Below are 17,943 nucleotides of genomic sequence, written 5' to 3'. Positions count from 1 at the left end.
CCACACGACGCCTGAAGAATCCTAAAAAGAAACACGCCATGTCAACCGCAGGGATACGACAATTCAGGCATTAATCGCCAGACTCCGCCGATGAATTCATTCGGTAGTCGCCTGCGTGCATTGCGAGATACCCGCAACTGGTCACAGGAACAGTTGGGGTTCGAGCTGGGCGTCACCAAAGCGACGATCAGCAAGTGGGAAACCGACAAGGCCAGGCCTGGACTCGACACCCTGCTCAAAATCAGAGCGCTGTTCGCCGAACAGTCGGTCAGCCTGGACTTTCTGGGTGGCAGCGAGGGCATAAAGGCCGCCGAGCAAAGTGCTGATTACACACCCGACCCGCGCCGCGCACAGTCATCGGACGAGCTGCAGTTGCTCCTGCTGTTTCGCAACCTGCCGAAACAGCGTCGCCAGGGTCTGCTCAAGCTGCTCGGCGGATAGCCCCCTCACCTCGGGCGCTGGCACTCTGCAGCGGATGCTCCTAAATTGCGCCGTGACCTTCGCGCCATTCACGCTTTCCGGCATGCTGGCGGCACACCGGACACTCGAGGAGCCCGCATGCCCAGCCTCACCCCCACCGCCCCCGACCGCCTGCTCGATCTCAACGAGCTGTTGCGCGAACTGGTCGCTCAGGGGCGAATCGCTCAGGAGAGCGCCGAGCAATGCCTGGCGATCCGCCGCAACGGTGCCAGCAACGACCTTCATCCGCTGGAGTTCCTGGCAGCCCAGCAACTCGACGACCTGACGCGAGCGGGCCGCAAACTCGACCTGGAAGGCCTGACGCAATGGCTGGCCCAGCAGGCAGGACAGCCCTACCTGCGCATCGACCCCCTGAAGATCGACGCCGCGGCGGTCACGCCGCTGATGTCCTACGCCTTCGCCCAGCGCCACAAGATACTGGCCGTCGCGGTGAACGCCGAATCGGTGACCATCGCCAGCGCCCAGCCCTTCATGCACGGCTGGGAAGCCAACCTTACCCACGTGCTGAAGCGCACCATCAAGCGTGTGGTAGCCAACCCGGCGGACATCCAGCGTTTCACCGTGGAGTTCTATCGCCTGGCGCGCTCGGTCAGCGGCGCGACCAACAGCGATGCCAGGATCAGCAACGTCGGTAACTTCGAGCAGTTGCTCAACCTCGGCGCTCAGGACCAGGAACCGGACGCCAACGACGCCCATGTGGTGAACATCGTCGACTGGCTGTTCCAGTATGCGTTCCAGCAGCGTGCCAGCGACATCCACATCGAGCCACGTCGAGAACAGGGTAGCGTGCGCTTTCGCATCGATGGCGTGCTGCACACCGTCTACCAGTTCCCCGCCCAGGTGACCATGGCCATCGTCAGCCGCCTGAAGACCCTGGGACGCATGAACGTCGCCGAAAAACGCAAGCCCCAGGACGGCCGGGTGAAAACCAAGACGCCTGCCGGCAACGAGGTCGAGCTGCGGCTGTCGACCCTGCCCACCGCCTTCGGCGAGAAGATGGTGATGCGCATCTTCGACCCGGACGTGCTGCTGCGCGGCTTCGACCAACTGGGTTTCAGCCCGGACGACCTCAAGCGCTGGGAGAGCATGACCCGCCAGCCCAACGGCATCATCCTGGTTACCGGCCCTACCGGCTCGGGCAAGACCACCACGCTGTACACCACGCTCAAGCAACTGGCGACCGAGGAAGTGAACGTGTGCACCATCGAAGACCCCATCGAGATGATCGAGGGCGCCTTCAACCAGATGCAGGTGCAGCACAACATCGACCTGACCTTCGCCAGCGGCGTGCGCGCGCTGATGCGTCAGGACCCGGACATCATCATGGTCGGCGAGATCCGCGACCTGGAAACCGCCGAGATGGCCATCCAGGCGGCACTCACCGGCCACCTGGTCCTGTCGACCCTGCATACCAACGACGCGCCCAGCGCCATCACCCGGTTGCTCGAACTGGGCGTGCCGCACTACCTGCTCAAGGCCACCCTGCTCGGCGTCATGGCCCAGCGCCTGGTGCGCACGCTGTGCCCGCATTGCAAGGCGCCGCTGGAGCTCGACGAGGCGGACTGGCAGGAACTGACCCGCCCCTGGAACGCACCGCTGCCGACCGGCTCCCAGCGTGCCGTGGGCTGCGTGGAGTGCCGGGAAACCGGTTATCGCGGCCGTGCCGGGGTGTACGAGATCATGCTGCTGGGCGACAGCCTCAAACCCTTGATCAACGCCGACACCGACCTCACCCCGCTACGCCGTCAGGCCTTCAAGGACGGCATGCGTAGCCTGCGGCTGTCCGGCGCGCAAAAGATCGCCGCCGGCCAGACCACCGTAGAAGAGGTTCTGCGCGTCACGCCGCAAAGCGAGCAACGCTAAGCGCACTGGTAACCCACGCCCGAGCCAGAGCAAACGACCCGGCCAAGGCTGTCTGGGCGACCTGACAGGGCTGCGGCCGAGCAACGTGAGTGCTCACGGGCTGCTGTCGTCCGTATCAACGATCAGGCTAATCGGCATTCAGTCGCGCAGCCAGGGAATGTCCTTCGCCTGATAGCGGTGAGCGCGGAAGATGGCGTTGGTTTCGCCCGGCAGGTAGGCACGCGAAGCAGCGTCCGGATAGGCGGCGAAGTACGGGCTGAGGTATTCCCAGACCACTTCGCCAGCTCGGTTCACCTCGAACAGCCGGCCGAAGTTGGCCTCGGTGATCAGCGTATTGCCGTTGTGAAGTCGTTGAGCACCGCCCATGAACGGACTGAAGAAGGCATAGCCGGGGCGGTCCGCGTATTGCCATTCGATCCGCTGGCTGATCGGGTCCACCTCGATGACCCGCGAATGCGGCATGCTCACATGCGGACGCGAGATGCCGTTGTCGAAGATCAACACGCGGCCATCTTCCAGCTCGCTCGGACAGTGCTGCTGGGCAACGAGGTCGTGCCCCAGACGCCAGAGCACACGGCCGCTGGGTCGCTCCACAGCGATCACCGAAGACACGCTGCGTAGACTGAGAATCAGCTTGCCATCGCGCCCAGGCGTCACCGCGTTGGTCATCGGCCAGTGGTAGCGTTCGAAGCAGTCGTGCAGCGGATAGTCCTCCGCAGCCAGGTGCTCCCAGCTGCGCCAGGTCCAGACCAGATTGCCGGCGCGATCCACCTCCTTGACCACATCACCGTAGATTATCCCGCCAGGCGCCTCGCTACCGGGGATGCCACCCTGCACGCGCGCAGCAACGTCCGTAGGTAACGGCTCGGCGGTGGTGTAGAGCAGGTTGCCATTGGCCAGCCACTGGGCGTCGTGATGATGAGACAGGTCGGTATGTTGCCAGACCACTTCGCCATCCGGCGTCACTTCGGAGAAAGCGCCGCCGTGCCAGACTGACCACCCGGCAAACAGCTCGGGGGAATCCGGGTGGTTGCCGTTGTAGCCGAGATTGCCGTTACCCAACAGTACGGCATCACGCCCTGGGCGATGCGGCAGCTTCCAGCGATGCACCAATTCACCTTGCAGATTGATCAGGAACACGTTGCCATCGGCGGTCTGGGGCGCGAACAGTGTATAGCCGCCAGCGGAGCGCTCGGCGTCTACGGCGATCAGACCGTTGGCGCGGCGCCTCAAGGTGGTGGGATCGAGTGAGGACATGGTTTTTCTCCAGGTGAGCGCCATCCTGCCGACTGACGGCATGGCGAACGGGCGCAGATTCAGTGGTTTTCTGGCAGCAGGCTGTTGTAGCGCTGGTCGAAGGACTCGAGAGCATGCAGCGGACGGGGAATCAGGCGTGCCTGGTAAAAGGCATCCGCCAGCCGCTGCTGCAGCCCACCGACCCGGTCATCCAGAGGCACGTAGCGCAGTTGCTGATGCGCTAGCATCTCGCGCACCAGCGCCAGCGGCAGGCGGGTCACGCCAGCCAAATGCTCGGCCCAGGGTTCAGGATTGGCCGTGGCCCAGGCCTGGGCGCGGGCCAGACGCTGGATCAGATCGCCGATCAACTCGGCCCTGAGTGGGTCATTCAGTGCAGCCTGGCTAGCCACTGTGAAATTCAATCCGGTTTCCGGCCAGCGGCTGCCATCGAGCAGGCGCTGCGCACCTCGCGAAGTGGCCTGGCCAACGAAGGGGTACCACACGGCCCAAGCGTCCAGGTGGCCACTGGCGAAGGCATTCTGCGCGTCGACCGGACTGACGTAGCTCACCCGAGTGTCAGCCATCGTCAGGCCGGCCTCGCTCAAGGCCGCGAGCAGCAGGTAGTGCGCGCTGGAACCCTTGGCCACGGCGATGCGCTTGCCCTTGAGGTCGGCCGAAGTACGGATGCCAGAGCCAGCCGGAAGCAGCAGCGCGTTGTTGTTCTGCGCGCCCTCGGCAGCGGCCACGATGCGCACCTCGAAGCCCCCGGCCTGGGCAAAAACCGGTGGTGCGTTACCTACCACCCCGATGTCGATTGCCCCGGCATTGAGCGCCTCCATCAATGCCGGGCCGGCAGCGAAGGGGTGCCAGCGCAACTGATAGGGCAGCTCGCGATCCTCGCCCGAGGCTGCCAGCAGGGCCTGGGTCATGCCACTCTGATCACCCGCCCTGAGCAGCGTCGACGCCAGTTCTGCGGCAGGCCGTCCGTGCAGCGGCACAGGCTCGCTCCACGCCTGAGAGGCTCCCAGCAGCAGACCGAACAGCAGGCGCGACAATCTGCGTAAGCGAGGCGAACGCAGGGCAATGAGTTTGCCAACCCCGTGGACTGTTTTGCGCAACGGAATCATCCGCCAGAGGACGAGCAGCCCTCTTCCTGCGCAGGTCAGGTTGATCGGGTTGCCCTGCGGGCGCTTGGCAGCGGTGAAGTTTGTGTGCATCGTCGAAGCTCTCGAATCCAGGCTGATCCCAGTATGTCGACGCACCCTGACCGCCACCATGCCAAAGACCCCTCGTTTACTGCCATCAACACGTCGCGCACGGTGCTGGTCCTGGCCTTTCCGGGCGCCCTGCTGCTAAACGCAGCGGGCCCCCTTGAGGTATTCGCCGCCGCGCCACGAGTGCTGGGCGGCGAACTGGCAGAGAAGCAGCCCTATCGAGTGGTGCTGGCCTCTCCCGAGGGGGGCGAAATCGAGACCATTTCCGGGATCGGCGTATGCACCCACTCACTTCGCGATATAGAACAGGACCCCGTCTTCGACACCCTGATCGTCATCGGTGGCCCCGGCGTCTCACGCCTGGAGGCCGACCCGCAGGTAATCGCCTGGCTGCACCGCTGGGCGCCCACCGCGCGTCGGCTCTGCTCGGTAGGCACCGGGGCTTTCGCCCTGGCAGCGGCAGGATTGCTGGACGGGCGCCGCGTAGTCACCCACTGGAAATTCGCCGACGCCCTGCAGCGGAGCTATCCGAAGCTGCAGGTCGAGAGCGAGGCGCTGTACCTGCACGATGGCAACCTGTGGACATGTGGCGGCGCGTCGGCGGGCATCGACCTGGGACTGGCACTGCTTGAAGAGGATCTGGGGCCCCATGCAGCCCTGGCACTGGCGCGCTACTTCACGGTATTCCTGCGTCGCTCCGCCGAGCAACCTCAGCTCAGCGCGCCGCTCAAGGCCCAGAGCGACGCACTGCGTACAGACCGTGACCTGCGTTTGGTAAGCTTGCACGCCTGGATTGCCGAAAACCTCAGCGCCGACCTGCGGGTCGAACGCCTGGCGGAAAAATTTGGCATGAGCCCTCGTCACTTCGCCCGGGCCTATGCTGCCGCCACTGGCGGCACGCCGGCGCAGACCGTGGAAGCCCTGCGCCTGGAAGCTGCCTGTCGGCTGCTGGAAACCACCCGGGAGCCGGTCAAGCGGATCGCCGAGACCATTGGCTTCGGTAACGAGGAACGCATGCGCCGCAGCTTCCAGCGGCAACTGGGTTGCAGCCCGCTGGGCTATCGCAGGCAGGCGTGTATCCGCTACAGGGCCAACGAGATCCCGGCGCAGGGACAGACCGGTTTCCGGCATGACACACGGCTGTCGATCGCCATGAATCGGTTGGCGCAATGATGGCGGCCTCGCGATCACGGCGGTGGATACATCCTGCACGACGCCAAGAACAGGCCCATGGGAGGCGGCAATTTACGCAAGACTCGCCCTACGGCGTGGATGGGGTCATGCAGTCAAGGCAAATCAACGGGCGTGTATTATCGGGCCTCAATGATTAAGAGTCCCCCATGAACAATCGTATAAACTTATAAAAATAATTTTTTTATTCGAAAAACCCATATCCGGCCAATACCTGCGCACGATCTGCGCCAAACGTCGTCGTCAGGACGCTTAACTCCAAGAAGGATCAACACCAATGGAAATCGGTACCGCAGTCATCTTCCTCTTCGTTGGCCTGGCCTTCGCCATCGTCTTCATGGGCTTCAAGGTCGTTCCCCAGGGATCGGAATGGACGGTGGAGCGTTTCGGTCGTTACACCACCACGCTCAAACCGGGCCTCAACATCATCGTCCCGGTGATGGATCGCATCGGCCGCAAGCTCAATGTCATGGAAAGCGTGCTGGACATACCGCCCCAGGAAGTCATCACCGCCGACAACGCCACGGTGGAGATCGATGCAGTGTGCTTCTTTCAGGTGATCAACTCGGCCCAGGCCGCCTATGAGGTGAACGACCTCGAACACGCGATTCGCAACCTGCTGCAGACCAACATCCGCACGGTGCTCGGCTCCATGGAGCTGGACGCCATGCTCAGCCAGCGCGACGCGATCAACGAAAAGCTGCTGAAGACCGTCGACGAGGCCACCGCGCCCTGGGGCATCAAGATCACCCGGATCGAGATCAAGGACATCAGCCCGCCTGCCGACCTGATGGCCGCCATGTCCGGGCAGATGAAGGCCGAGCGGATCAAGCGTGCGCAAATCCTCGAGGCCGAAGGCCTGCGCGCCGCTGCCATTCTGACTGCCGAGGGCAAGAAACAGGCGCAGATCCTCGAAGCCGAGGGCGAACGGCAGGCGGCATTTCTCGAGGCAGAGGCGCGTGAGCGAGCCGCTGCCGCGGAAGCCGAGGCGACCCGCGTGGTGTCGGCGGCGATCGCCGCAGGCAACGTGCAGGCGGTCAATTACTTCGTCGCCCAGAAATACATCGACGCCCTCGGCCGCTTGGCCAGCGCCGACAACAACAAGGTCATCCTGATGCCGCTGGAAGCCAGCCAGATGATCGGCGCGGTCGGAGGCATTGGCGAGATCGTCAAGGCCACGTTCAGTGACAGGAAGGCCTGAGCATGCTGGCCTATCTGCAGAATCTGACGTTCTGGGACTGGCTGGCACTGGGTACCGTGCTGCTGATTCTCGAAGTGTTCGGGGCGGGCGGTTACCTGCTATGGATCGGCATGGCGGCGGCCAGCGTCGGCGTGCTGACCTACCTGGCTCCAGGAATCCCCTGGGCGTTGCAGTTCATTCTGTTCGGCTGCCTCTCGGTGCTCACCGCAGTGTTCTGGTGGCGACGCCAGCGCAGCTCCCGCGAAGCCGCCGGACAGCCCGCCCTGAACCGCCGGGGCCATGAGCTGCAAAGCCGCCGGTTCGTGCTGCACGAGGCCATCGTCGGCGGTCGCGGCAAGATCAAGGCCGGTGATTCGTTGTGGCTGGTAGAGGGCGCCGATCTGCCGGTTGGCTCCGTGGTCGAGGTCATTGGCCAGGACGGCGTGCTGTTGAAAGTACGCGCAGCAGCGACCTAGGGCCGGCTCCTTGCCTGTCGGCAGCCCGGACAGGCATATGCCGCTCTGCGTGAATGGCGTGGAACCAGTCGCACGCCAACACACTCCTAAGCTTTGGGAAAATAAACAGGAGTCACTGCTATGCGCCGTTTAAGTTCGTTGCTGTTCGCTGGCCTGTTCCTGGCAGCATCCTCTCAGGCGTTCTCCGCCAACCTGCGCGATATCCTCTCGTCGGGGGCGACCACTGCGTCGACCTACCTGACGTTCAAGGACAACAAGATGATCATCCCCGCGCAGGATGATGCCAGCAGCTACATCGCCAGCAATGGCGAGATCCGTGGCCCGTATCTGGAGGCGGCGCTGCAGAAGATCCGCACGGACAACCCCGACCTGCAAGCCAGCGACCTGGAGCTGGCGACTGCGATTCTCACTGCCCAGCAGTGATGAAAAAGCCGGCCCAAGGGCCGGCTTTTTCCATGCAGCGCCGACGGTTCAGCCGTCGATGCTGGCCTCGTAGCCGGCGCTGTCGAGCAATTTTTCCAGTTGCCCGACATCGCTCGGCTGCAGCTTGAAGAACCAGCTGCCGTACGGGTCGTTATTGACGTTTTCCGGGCTGTCGGCGAGGGTTTCGTTGATCGCGATCACCTCACCGCCGACCGGTGCATAGATGTCGGATGCGGCTTTCACCGATTCCACCACACCCGCTTCCTGGCCAGCGTCAAGCACTTTGCCGACCTCCGGCAACTCGATGAACACCACATCGCCCAGCGCTTCCTGGGCGTGATCGGAAATGCCCACGGTGACACTGCCGTCGGCTTCGAGTCGCGCCCATTCGTGGCTGGTGGCGTAGCGCAGATCGGCGGGGATAGAGCTCATGTTGTCGTTCCTTATCAGACAGGACGGCGACCGCGCCGTCAGGGAAATTTAGCAGGTGCGCACAGCTTGCATCCAGCCGCTGGAACGGAATGCGCGTCCGTGATCAGATCAACACTTTGCCATGCCTTACGAAACTCGGCTGCACGACCCGTAGCGGGTACCACCTGCCGCGGATTTCCACTTCGGCACGGTCGCCCGTGCTGGCCGGCACACGGGCCAGGGCGATGGACTTGCCCAGGGTCGGCGAAAAGCTGCCGCTGGTTATCTCACCCTCGCCCACACCCTCGACCCGTACCACCTGATGAGCGCGCAGCACCCCTCGTTCTTCGAGCACCACCCCCACCAGGCGTGGGTATGAACGATCCTGATGCTGGCGCTGCAACGCTTCACGGCCGATGAACGGCCGCTCGGCCGGCTCCCAGGCCACCGTCCAGGCCAGGTTGGCGGCCAGCGGGGAAACCTGCTCGTCCATGTCCTGGCCGTAGAGGTTCATGCCGGCTTCCAGGCGCAAGGTATCGCGAGCGCCCAGGCCGATCGGCGAAATACCCGCACCGACCAGGTCGTTGAAAAAAGCCACCGCCTCGCTGTCCGGCAACATGATTTCCAGCCCATCCTCCCCGGTGTAGCCGGTACGCGCGATAAACCACTCGCCGTCGGGCAGCCCCTGGAACGGCTCGAGTTCGTTGATCAGGGCGGCACGGGCCTGGCTCACCAGTTCGGCGGTCTTGGCACGGGCCTTGGGGCCCTGGATGGCCAACAGCGCCAGGTCGCTGCGCTCGCGCAGCTGGACGGCGAAGTCGCTACTCTGCGCACGCATCCAGGCCAAGTCCTTGTCGCGTGTGGCGGCATTGACCACCAGCCGGTAGCTCGGCGCACTCGCGGTACCCAGGAGATAGACGATCAGGTCGTCGATCACCCCCCCCTGCTCATTGAGCATGACGCTGTACAGGGCCTTGCCCGGACGCTGCAGGCGCCCCACATCGTTGGCCAACAGATACTGCAGATAGCCCGTGGCGCCGTCGCCCAGTACATCGACGACGGTCATGTGCGAGACGTCGAAAACCCCGCAATCGCGGCGCACCTGATGGTGCTCTTCGACCTGCGAGCCATAGTGCAGCGGCATGTCCCAGCCGCCGAAGTCGACCAGCTTCGCACCGAGTGCGAGGTGCAGGTCGTATAGAGGTGTGCGCTGTCCCATGGGATCTCCTTCCGGGCGTTGCGAGGCCGGGGCGCGCACTACCAGGGCCACTCCGCGACACGCGGAGATGGGCTCATGACGGGCCGCAGCGAATGGCGCGCATTGTAGCCGCATGGTCGGGGCGGGTCATCTTGGACATTGGCAGGGCGTGTTACCGCGCCTGCAGGACAGGCCACGGGCAGAGGTGGTGCCTGTCTGGAGACCGTTTATCCGATTCGCCGGGCGCAACGGCGAATGAACGGAGTCACGGCAACATCCCCCGACGTCAGCCTGCGCGGGACGGGCGCCGCCATCCGGGTTCTTGGCATCGCTGCACCAGAGCAGGTGCTCATCGGCGCTTGCCGAACACCGCCTTGGGTGGTTTGCCAAAGAACCGGGTAAAGGCCGCACTGAAGTTGTTGGGAAACTTGTAGCCCACCTGATAGGCCGCCTGCGCCACCTGGCAACCACTTTCGAGCAGCGTGTAGGCCTTGCGCATGCGCAGTTCATGGAGCATGCGGTGCGGCGTGGAGTTGAAACGCTGGTGCAGGCCCTCCTTGAGCTTGAACTCGTTGAGCCCGACCGCGGCGCACAGGTAGGGGATGGTCAAGGGCTGATCCATCTGTTCGATCATGATGTCGCGTACCCGCTCGAGCTTCTCGATGTCGGCCGCGGTGAATGGCAGGCTGTCGGGCGCGCTGGGCGGGCTCAGCAGCTTGAGCTGTTCGGACAGCAGGCTGAGGGTGTGGATATGCAATTCCAGGGTTTCGCTCGCGCCCTGGTTCAGATAACGCGTCAGGGCCGTGGCATGGCAGATGCTGGTGGCCGAAGTCTTGGCGAAACCCAACTGACGTACATTGCCATTGCCCAGCAGTTGCCGGGTGCGTTGCTCGCCCAGGTACTTGGTGAGGGTGTTTTCGCCGATCAACAGGCGCAGTTGCGAGACCGTGGCTCCAGCCTCGTAGCAGCGCTCGCCGAGGCTCGACTGGAACGAGGTGATGGTGGTGTGGCCGGCACGGAACAGCACGGCCGAACCATCGGCCCCCTTGTAGCCGGAGTCGCCCTGGATGCCGTAGGTGATCACCAGCATGTGGCGATTGTGCGGGCTGGCGGTTTCCTCGATCAGGTTGCCTGTGGGGCGGTAGCGCAAACGCACCACCATCAAGTCGTCTTCCAGGGATAAGCGCTCGGAATAGCATTCGCCCAGTTCCTGTGGCAACTGCTGGCGCATCCAGCCCTGGTCGTCGTTGCTGACCAGTCGCGAGTGCGTTGGCGCGACTCGATACGACTGGGAAATCCTTCGTAAGGCCCCCACTTCTGCAGTTCTCCCTTTTGGGTTGGCTCCGGCTTGCATATGGATTGATCCAGAATCCATATGAACATGGATGATAAGCATTCGTATTAATGAATAGCATGTTTCCATCGCAACTGCTATCGCCAGGACGAGGCAGGCGCCAATTCATTGATGGGGAGTCCGATGAGCGAGCCTATGTGGAAAGCCGGCCGCTGCATGTTGTACGTCTGTTGCTGGCTGGGCGGGGGCAGTTGTGGGATGGCGCAGGCCGAACTGGATCCGGTGCGGGTCACCGCCAACAAGATCGAACAGACCCGTGAGCAGGTGGCGGCCAGCCTCTCGGTGCTGGACGCCGAGGATTTGCGCAAGGGCGGTATCGACGACCTGGAGCACCTGGCACGGCTGACCCCGGGGTTCACTTTCCAGCCCTTCGGCCAGTCCGGCACCAATCTGCCGGTGGTGCGTGGCCTGACCTCCAGCCCCACGGCGTTCTCCACGGCGATGCTGATGCTGGTCGATGGCGTGCCGACCCTGATGGGCCAGGGTTTCGACCACAACCTGCTGGGGGTGCAGCGGATCGAGATCCTGCGTGGGGCGCAGTCCACCTTGTATGGGCGCAATGCCGAGGCCGGGGTGATGAGTATCCACACCCGCCAGCCTGACGACGAACCCTATGCGCGCTTGGAAGCGGTCGCCGGCAATCGCGATCAGCGCACCCTGAGTGCCGACGCCAGTACCGCGCTGGTGCCTGACGCCTTGTACGCCGGGGTGGCCGGGCAATGGCTCGAACAAGACGGTTTCATCGACGACGGCTATCGCGGCGGCAAGGCCGATGACCGCGAGCGCCACAGCGCACGCCTGGTGCTGCGTTGGACGCCGAGCCTGAACACCGACATCAATCTGCGCTACAGCCGCCAGGACTATCGCGACGGCGCCTCCTTGTGGGGCCCGATCGAGGCCTCGCGGCGCGACGTGCGATCCGCCACCCCGAGCTGGAACCATTCCAGCGGGCGCAGCCTGTCCCTGGATGTACTGCATGAGTTCGATTCGGGCCTGAAGCTGCGCTCGATCACCGCGCGCAACGACTTTTACGACCGCATCCAGCAAGACACCGACTTCATGCCGGCCGATCTGTTCCACCTGCGACGCGACTACCACATGAACACCCTGTCACAGGAGTTCCGCCTGGAGGGGCAGTGGCGTGACAGCCGATGGCTGCTCGGGGCCTATGCCGACCGAGATGAGCACGACCTGTCCTACTGGCAGAAGCTGCCGCTGCGCCTGACCCGCACCGACGTGAAACTGGGCGGCAATACCACGGCGTTGTTCGGTCAGTGGGTGATGCCCCTGGCCGAGCGCTGGACCCTGACCCTGGGCGCCCGCGCCGAACAGGACAAGGTGCGCATCGACCCGGCCAGCGGCAGCCGCCAGAGCGATCGATGGCAGCGTCTGACGCCCAAGGCGGCCTTGCAGTACGAGTGGCAGCGCGACGCTTTTTTATATGCGAGTTACGCCGAGGGCTTTCGCGCCGGAGGTTTCAACGCCTTCTCCAGCGCCGCCAACTACCCCGGCTACGACCCGGAAAGGGTCAAGACCTATGAGGTCGGGGCCAAGGGGTGGATGGACGACAAGCGCCTGCGCTACTCGGCGGCGCTGTACTGGATGGACGTGGCTGACATGCAGGTTCAGCAAATGATCCAGCCGGGCGTGGTGTACATCACCAACGCCGCCTCGGCGCGTTCCACCGGCCTCGAACTGGAGACCGAGTACCTGCTCGCCGACGGTTGGCGGCTGGTCGGCGCCCTGGGCCTGAACCGCACCCGTTTCCAACGCTTTCGCGAGGGCGGTAACGACTACCAGGGCAATCGCAACCCCTATGCCCCGGATCTGACCGGCCACCTGGGCCTGCGCTACGACGGCTCGCAGGGCTGGTGGGCCGAGGGCGGCGTGAGCGCCGTGGGCAAGACCTACCTCGACGCGGCCAACCAATACAGCCGTGGCGGCTACGGCCTGATCGACCTCAACGTCGGTTACGACTTCAGCCACTACGGAATCAGCGCCTATGTGAAGAACGCCGCCGACAAGCGCTACGACGCGGTCGGCTATCTGAACGGCACTGCGCGGGTATACAGCCCGCCCCGGGAAATCGGTCTACGAGTGAGCTATGAACTGTGAGCTGCAAATGATGGACGGCGTCAACCTGACAATCCCGCACCCGTTGCAACCGTACTGGGATCTGACATTGGCCGCGGTGCGCGCCGATGCCCTGCGCATCGCCCTGGAATGGAAGCTGTTCGACCTGCTGCAGGTGCCCGCCACGGCGCAATCGATTGCCCACCAGTTGCGGCTCGACCCGGCCAACACCGGCTACTGGCTGGACACCCTGTGGAGCATGGAGCTGCTGAGCCGCGACGCATCCCGGCCAGCGCAGTACCGCAACACCTCGGTGACCAGCGATTACCTGCGCCCCGAGGCGCCGGGCTATTGCGGCGATGCCTGGCGCTTTCGCTTGCGCGGGCTGCGCCACTTCGCCGGGCAACTCGGCGACCAGGTACGAGCCGGCCAACCGAGTGGTCAGGCGCCGGACGTGGCGACCACCGTCGACAACTGGACCGCCGCCGCCCGCCTGCAGATCGCCCAGGAGCAACGGGCGGTCACCGTGGATCTGGCGTTGCGCCTGATGACGCGGATTGCGGAGTTTCCCGCCGCCCGGCGCATGCTCGACCTCGGCGGCGGTCCGGGGCTGGTGGCGATTGCCCTGGCCCGCGCCAACCCGTCGCTGGGCGGCGAGGTGTTCGATTTTGCCCAGACCGTCAGCGTGGCCGCCGACAACATTCGCCAGGCCGGGCTGGAGCAACGCCTGACGGTGCGCGGCGGCGATCTGGCGAGCGACCCGATCGGCGAGGGCTACGACCTGATCTGGTGTTCCTCGGTGCTGCATTTCGTGCCTGACCTGTCGGCGACCCTGAAGAAAATCCACGCGGCCCTGCGCCCCGGGGGGGTGCTGGTCAGTGCCCATGCCGAGATTCCCGAGGATCCGCGGCAGGCGTGGCGCGTCCTGCCCTATTACCTGTCGATGCAGATGCTCGGGCGCCCGCTGACCCCGGCGGGTGGCTTGAGCCAAGCCCTGCGGCAGGCCGGTTTCGTGACCATCGACAGCCATGACGACGTGGCCTTTGCCGTCGCCCCGCTGGCGGTTCAGGTGGCGCGTCGGAGCCGCTTGTGAACGCGCTGCGCCAGCCCCCTGCCTGGCGCCTGCAGTTAGTGTTCGGCTGGCTCCACTTCGTGCTCGCGGTACCCAGCATCTACCTGTTGCTGGGGCTGCCGCTGGTGATGCGCGAGCACGGCTGGTCGGGCACCGACATCGGCCTCTTTCAACTGGCCGGGTTGCCGGCGGTGTTCAAGTTCCTGCTGGCGCTGCCCGTGCAGCGCTATCGCTCGGCACGCGGGCACTATCGGGCCTGGGCCTGGATGCTGTGCCTGTCACTGGCACTGCTGCTGATTCTGGTCAGCCAGCAGGCAATCACCGCCCCGCGGCTGCACCTGTTCGGTCTGGCGTTGCTGGCCGGGGTGCTGGCGACCTGGGCGGATATTCCGGTGAATGCCCTGGCGATCAAGCTGCTGCCGCCGTCGCAGCAGATCCGTGCCGGCGGTATCCGTTCGGCGGCGCTGTTCATCGGGGCCATCGTCGGGGCCGGGGTGATGCTGCTGGTACAGAGCCGCTGGGGCTGGCAGGCGCCGTTTCTGCTGATGGCCGGCGGTCTGTTGCTGGCGCTGTTGCCCTTGGGGTTGCTGGGCGAAAGCGCCAGCGAGGTTGCTGAGCCGCAGCATGCACGGCCGTCACTGAGCGATTGGTCGGGATATTTCAGCCAGCCTGGCGCCTGGCTCTGGACCTGGGTGCTGCTGGGCGGCTTCCCCTTTGTCGGTGCCGCCTGGCTCTACCTCAAGCCGTTGCTGCTGGATCAGGGCATGCCGGTGCAGCAGGTGGCCTGGGTGGCCGGGATCGGCGGCGGGGTGGTCGGGGCCCTGGCCAGCCTGCTGGGCGGGCGCCTGGTGCGGCGACGCGGCCCGGGCCCTGCCCTGCCCTGGTGCATGGCGTTCGCCCTGGTCGCGTTGCTCGCCTTGACCGCCGCGGTCTGGCTCAAGGCTTCGTTGGCCTGGCTGGTGTTCGCGGCCTTTCTGCTGGCCTGCGCCATGGGCGGCATCTCGACCCTGGTGTTCGGGCTGATGATGTGTTTCTCGCGCCGGCACCACCAGGCCGCCGACTACGGGCTGCAGGCCAGCCTGTTCGTGTTGACCCGGTTGCTGGTGCCGGTCGCGGCCGGGGTGTTGCTCGACCACCGCGGCCCGGTGGGCATGCTGCTCGGCCTGTCGCTGGCGATGTTCGCCGTATGTGGCCTGGCGCTGGCCGCGCGGCGTTCGGTCGCCCTGGCCACGGCGGCTGTGCATGACGATTCCGACAAGGCCGTCGGCGTTCCACCGGGTTGCGCTGGCGAGAACCGAGCCGCCCCGTCAGTCGGCCAGGCGTAAATTCGACTTAGATAGGGATGTGTCTATGAAGGCTACTTTAGGTATTTGTCTGATTACCCAGGCGCAACCTTTGATCGAAGACGTGGCATTTGTCATCGAGCAGGTACAGGCCGGCCTGCACCCCCCGGCCACTTCGGTGGAGCGCTCGCTGGAGGATATCGACTGCGAAGCCATGCACCGTGCTCTCGGCCCATCTCCGCACAGCGCGGCGGTGCTGGAAACCCTGGCGCTCCAGGCCCGGCGCTACCTGCGGGGCAGCCCGGCGAGCATGGCCGCCGTGCCCGATCTGCGGCTGCTGACGTTCGACTCGCTCCAGGCGGCCCGGGAGCACTTGAGCTGCCAGCATCCGCCGTTGTCCAACGAGCTGTTCATTCTCGACCTCGGGCAGCGGGGCGAGGCCGGCACCGAGGATCCCTTCGAGGAACTGATCGCCGCGGCGCCCGAGTCGCGTCTGTCACCCCATTCGGCGCTGCTGTATTGCGCCTTGACGGCGCTGCCAGGCTGGATCGATCGCATCGGCGGCAATCGCCACTTGCGGGTGGCCGGGGAGGATCGCGCGGCACGCCGCGCCGACCTGCTGCGGATCGTCATCGACCACCTTGAGCACGCCCACTTCAATCGGTTGCTGGCGCGCTCCATCGGCGGCCCGCTGCCGTCGGTGAGCCTGGCCACCGAGGTGACGCGTTTCATGCGCAGCCGTTGGCAGGAGCGCTGGGACTTTCATTACTACACCGGCTCCATGGTCGCGGGGTTGATCCAGTCGATGCAGGAGAACGTCGCCGGCAGCGGCATCCGTTGCCTGGGCGGGTGCAACGAGCACAGCCTGGCGGTCAGTGCCATGGCCGGCTGGCAACTGTTTGGCCGGGCCTATGTGATCGCCGTGACCTCGGGGATGATCGACGAGTTTCGCGGCACCCTGGCCAACCTCAGGCGTGTCGGGGCGCCGGGCCTGATCATCTGCGCCGACAGCCCGGACAGCGTCTGGTATGCGTTCCAGGGTACCCAGGACGCCGATAACGACGGTCGCCGGGTGATCGAGGCCCGGGGCCTGCGCCAGGTGTTCATCCGCAAGGTCGAGGAGGTTGGCGCGCGTTTGGAAGAAGCCTTCGCTCTGCTCGCCGAACGCGCCGGGCCGGTGTTTATCCTGGCCACCCAGGGTGTGCTCGAATCGCGGCCCCCGGTACCGCTGGACGTACGCTTGCCGGCGCTTGCGGCGCCGCTTGCCTGGCGCCCGGACACCCGCCAGCGCGCGGCCCTGGATCAGGCATTGGCGCTGATCAACCGGCAGCCGTTGCACCTGCTCTGGCAGTGCGGCACGCTCAGCGACGAGCAGCGTCGGCGCGTGCATGCCCTGGCCGAACGCGGCGCCATCGGCCTGGCCGACAGCATCACCCAACCCGGCAGCGTCGGCCCGTACCACCAGGGCCGTCCGGTGGCGCACTACCTGGGGCCGCTGTCGTTGTACGGGTTCAGCCGCCGGGTGTACCGCTTCGTGCACACCGAGCACGAGCTGAACAGTCCGCAGGAGCACTGTGTGTTTTTCCTCAAGAGCAAGGTCGATCAGGCCGCCACGCCGTTTTCCGAGGGCAAGCTCAAGCGCCAGTTGCGGGTGGTTCAGGTCAACCATGAACCGCGCCACCTGTCGCCGTTCACCGACCTGGCCCTGGACGTGCCGCTGGATGCCTTCCTCGACCATGTCGAACGCGGCCTGCAGGTCGAGCCGCAGGTTCTCGAACTGCGCCGCGCCAAGTTGCAGGCCATGGCGCGGTGCAGCGAAACCGTGGCCGCCGACCACATCGAAACCTTGCCGATGACCGCCAACTACTTCTTCCAGCGCCTGGGCCGGCTGGTGCGCGAACTGATCGAACAGCAGGGCTATCGCTACACCGGGGTCTACGACGTCGGCCGCTGCGGGGTCTCGGCGGTGCGCAATGTGCCGCGCACCGACCCCGGGTTCTCCGGCTGGTATGGCCGCGCGTTGATGGGCGATGGACTGATGGCCTTGCCCTATATCGCCATCACCGGCGAGCGCAACGTGCTGGCCTTCGTCGGTGACGGCGCCCGGGCCCTGGTGCCGGACATCGAGACGCGCCTGGCCCAGGGGCTGGCCCGGGAGCCGCAGGCCGAGGGCCGCAACGTCAGCCTGTTCTACCTCACCAACGGCATGCTGTCGTTGATCCAGACCTACCTCGACAAGCGCTACGCCCACAACGGCGCGCAGCAGGTCGGCATCGCCAACGCGGCGCCCCTGGCGCCGTTGATGCAGCACGTCGGGGCCATCCGCGTGCACCGCGAGCGCCTGATCCGCTTTGACGAAACCGCCCTGCGCAGCGCCCTGACGCGCCCCGGCCAATTGAATATTTTCGACGTGTTGCTGGCCCACAACTCGGAAGGCGACGGCTTGAGCCTGGTCTCCGAAACCGCCTGGAACCGTCAATGAGTCAGCA

General features: G+C 65.1%; 15 protein-coding genes. 10 read left to right on the top strand and 5 right to left on the bottom strand.

Going from position 1 to position 17,943, the window contains the following annotated elements; all coding sequences use genetic code 11:
- Nucleotides 1–90: 90 nt before the first annotated feature.
- Nucleotides 91–441, top strand: coding sequence for a helix-turn-helix domain-containing protein (locus tag BLR94_RS10365; protein ID WP_084304528.1), 351 nt, complete (start codon nt 91–93; stop codon nt 439–441).
- 117 nt (nt 442–558) lie between these two features.
- Complete coding sequence (gene tfpB / locus BLR94_RS10360; RefSeq protein WP_084304529.1) at nt 559–2,343, top strand: type IV pilus assembly ATPase TfpB; 1,785 nt, start codon at nt 559–561, stop codon at nt 2,341–2,343.
- Nucleotides 2,344–2,481: 138 nt separating this feature from the next.
- Here the strand turns inward: tfpB and BLR94_RS10355 are convergent, their stop codons facing one another.
- Both BLR94_RS10355 and BLR94_RS10350 read right to left on the bottom strand, forming a co-directional pair.
- Entirely contained in the window at nt 2,482–3,600 is a 1,119-nt protein-coding gene (locus BLR94_RS10355) for an aryl-sulfate sulfotransferase (RefSeq protein WP_084304530.1), read from the bottom strand.
- Nucleotides 3,601–3,659: 59 nt separating this feature from the next.
- Nucleotides 3,660–4,796 carry an ABC transporter substrate-binding protein gene (locus BLR94_RS10350; protein ID WP_244158134.1) on the bottom strand — a complete coding sequence of 379 codons (1,137 nt, stop codon included), beginning with the start codon at nt 4,794–4,796 and terminating at the stop codon, nt 3,660–3,662.
- Nucleotides 4,797–4,829: 33 nt separating this feature from the next.
- Between BLR94_RS10350 and BLR94_RS10345 the strand changes: the two genes are divergently transcribed.
- The 4 genes from BLR94_RS10345 to BLR94_RS10330 all read left to right on the top strand — a co-directional run bounded on the left by BLR94_RS10345 (nt 4,830) and on the right by BLR94_RS10330 (nt 8,063).
- Nucleotides 4,830–5,966 (top strand): GlxA family transcriptional regulator, encoded by a 1,137-nt coding sequence (locus BLR94_RS10345; protein WP_084304531.1) that lies wholly within the window; start codon nt 4,830–4,832, stop codon nt 5,964–5,966.
- A gap of 295 nt (nt 5,967–6,261) precedes the next feature.
- A complete protein-coding gene (locus BLR94_RS10340; protein ID WP_084304532.1) occupies nt 6,262–7,185 on the top strand; it encodes an SPFH domain-containing protein in 924 nt (307 codons plus the stop codon).
- A gap of 2 nt (nt 7,186–7,187) precedes the next feature.
- Nucleotides 7,188–7,640 carry an NfeD family protein gene (locus BLR94_RS10335; RefSeq protein ID WP_084304533.1) on the top strand — a complete coding sequence of 151 codons (453 nt, stop codon included), beginning with the start codon at nt 7,188–7,190 and terminating at the stop codon, nt 7,638–7,640.
- Between the two features lie 120 nt (nt 7,641–7,760).
- Nucleotides 7,761–8,063, top strand: coding sequence for a DUF2388 domain-containing protein (locus BLR94_RS10330; protein ID WP_084304534.1), 303 nt, complete (start codon nt 7,761–7,763; stop codon nt 8,061–8,063).
- Between the two features lie 48 nt (nt 8,064–8,111).
- Here the strand turns inward: BLR94_RS10330 and gcvH are convergent, their stop codons facing one another.
- The 3 genes from gcvH to BLR94_RS10315 form a co-directional block, all read right to left on the bottom strand.
- On the bottom strand, nt 8,112–8,495 hold the full coding sequence (gcvH, locus tag BLR94_RS10325) for a glycine cleavage system protein GcvH (RefSeq protein WP_084304535.1): 384 nt from the start codon (nt 8,493–8,495) through the stop codon (nt 8,112–8,114).
- A gap of 103 nt (nt 8,496–8,598) precedes the next feature.
- Nucleotides 8,599–9,693 (bottom strand): glycine cleavage system aminomethyltransferase GcvT, encoded by a 1,095-nt coding sequence (gcvT, locus tag BLR94_RS10320; protein ID WP_084304536.1) that lies wholly within the window; start codon nt 9,691–9,693, stop codon nt 8,599–8,601.
- A gap of 328 nt (nt 9,694–10,021) precedes the next feature.
- Nucleotides 10,022–10,987, bottom strand: coding sequence for a helix-turn-helix domain-containing protein (locus tag BLR94_RS10315; protein ID WP_175154222.1), 966 nt, complete (start codon nt 10,985–10,987; stop codon nt 10,022–10,024).
- A 162-nt stretch (nt 10,988–11,149) separates the two neighbouring features.
- Here BLR94_RS10315 and BLR94_RS10310 point away from each other — a divergent pair, with 162 nt between their 5' ends.
- The 4 genes from BLR94_RS10310 to BLR94_RS10295 are packed head-to-tail and all read left to right on the top strand — an operon-like array spanning nt 11,150 to nt 17,936.
- Nucleotides 11,150–13,141: a TonB-dependent receptor gene (locus BLR94_RS10310; RefSeq protein WP_084304538.1), complete on the top strand. Its 1,992-nt coding sequence runs from the start codon at nt 11,150–11,152 to the stop codon at nt 13,139–13,141.
- The gene (locus tag BLR94_RS10305; protein ID WP_420492676.1) at nt 13,131–14,192 is read left to right on the top strand and encodes a methyltransferase; all 1,062 of its coding nucleotides are present in this window, start codon (nt 13,131–13,133) and stop codon (nt 14,190–14,192) included. The genes BLR94_RS10310 and BLR94_RS10305 overlap by 11 nt, the downstream gene beginning before the upstream one ends.
- Nucleotides 14,189–15,496: an MFS transporter gene (locus BLR94_RS10300; RefSeq protein ID WP_084304539.1), complete on the top strand. Its 1,308-nt coding sequence runs from the start codon at nt 14,189–14,191 to the stop codon at nt 15,494–15,496. Before BLR94_RS10305 ends, BLR94_RS10300 begins: the two co-directional genes overlap by 4 nt.
- Before the next feature lie 25 nt (nt 15,497–15,521).
- Nucleotides 15,522–17,936 carry a decarboxylase gene (locus tag BLR94_RS10295; RefSeq protein ID WP_084304540.1) on the top strand — a complete coding sequence of 805 codons (2,415 nt, stop codon included), beginning with the start codon at nt 15,522–15,524 and terminating at the stop codon, nt 17,934–17,936.
- Nucleotides 17,937–17,943: the final 7 nt, after the last annotated feature.

Source organism: Phytopseudomonas flavescens (assembly GCF_900100535.1).
Lineage (GTDB): Bacteria > Pseudomonadota > Gammaproteobacteria > Pseudomonadales > Pseudomonadaceae > Aquipseudomonas > Aquipseudomonas flavescens.
This window is presented reverse-complemented; position numbering and strand designations above follow the sequence as displayed.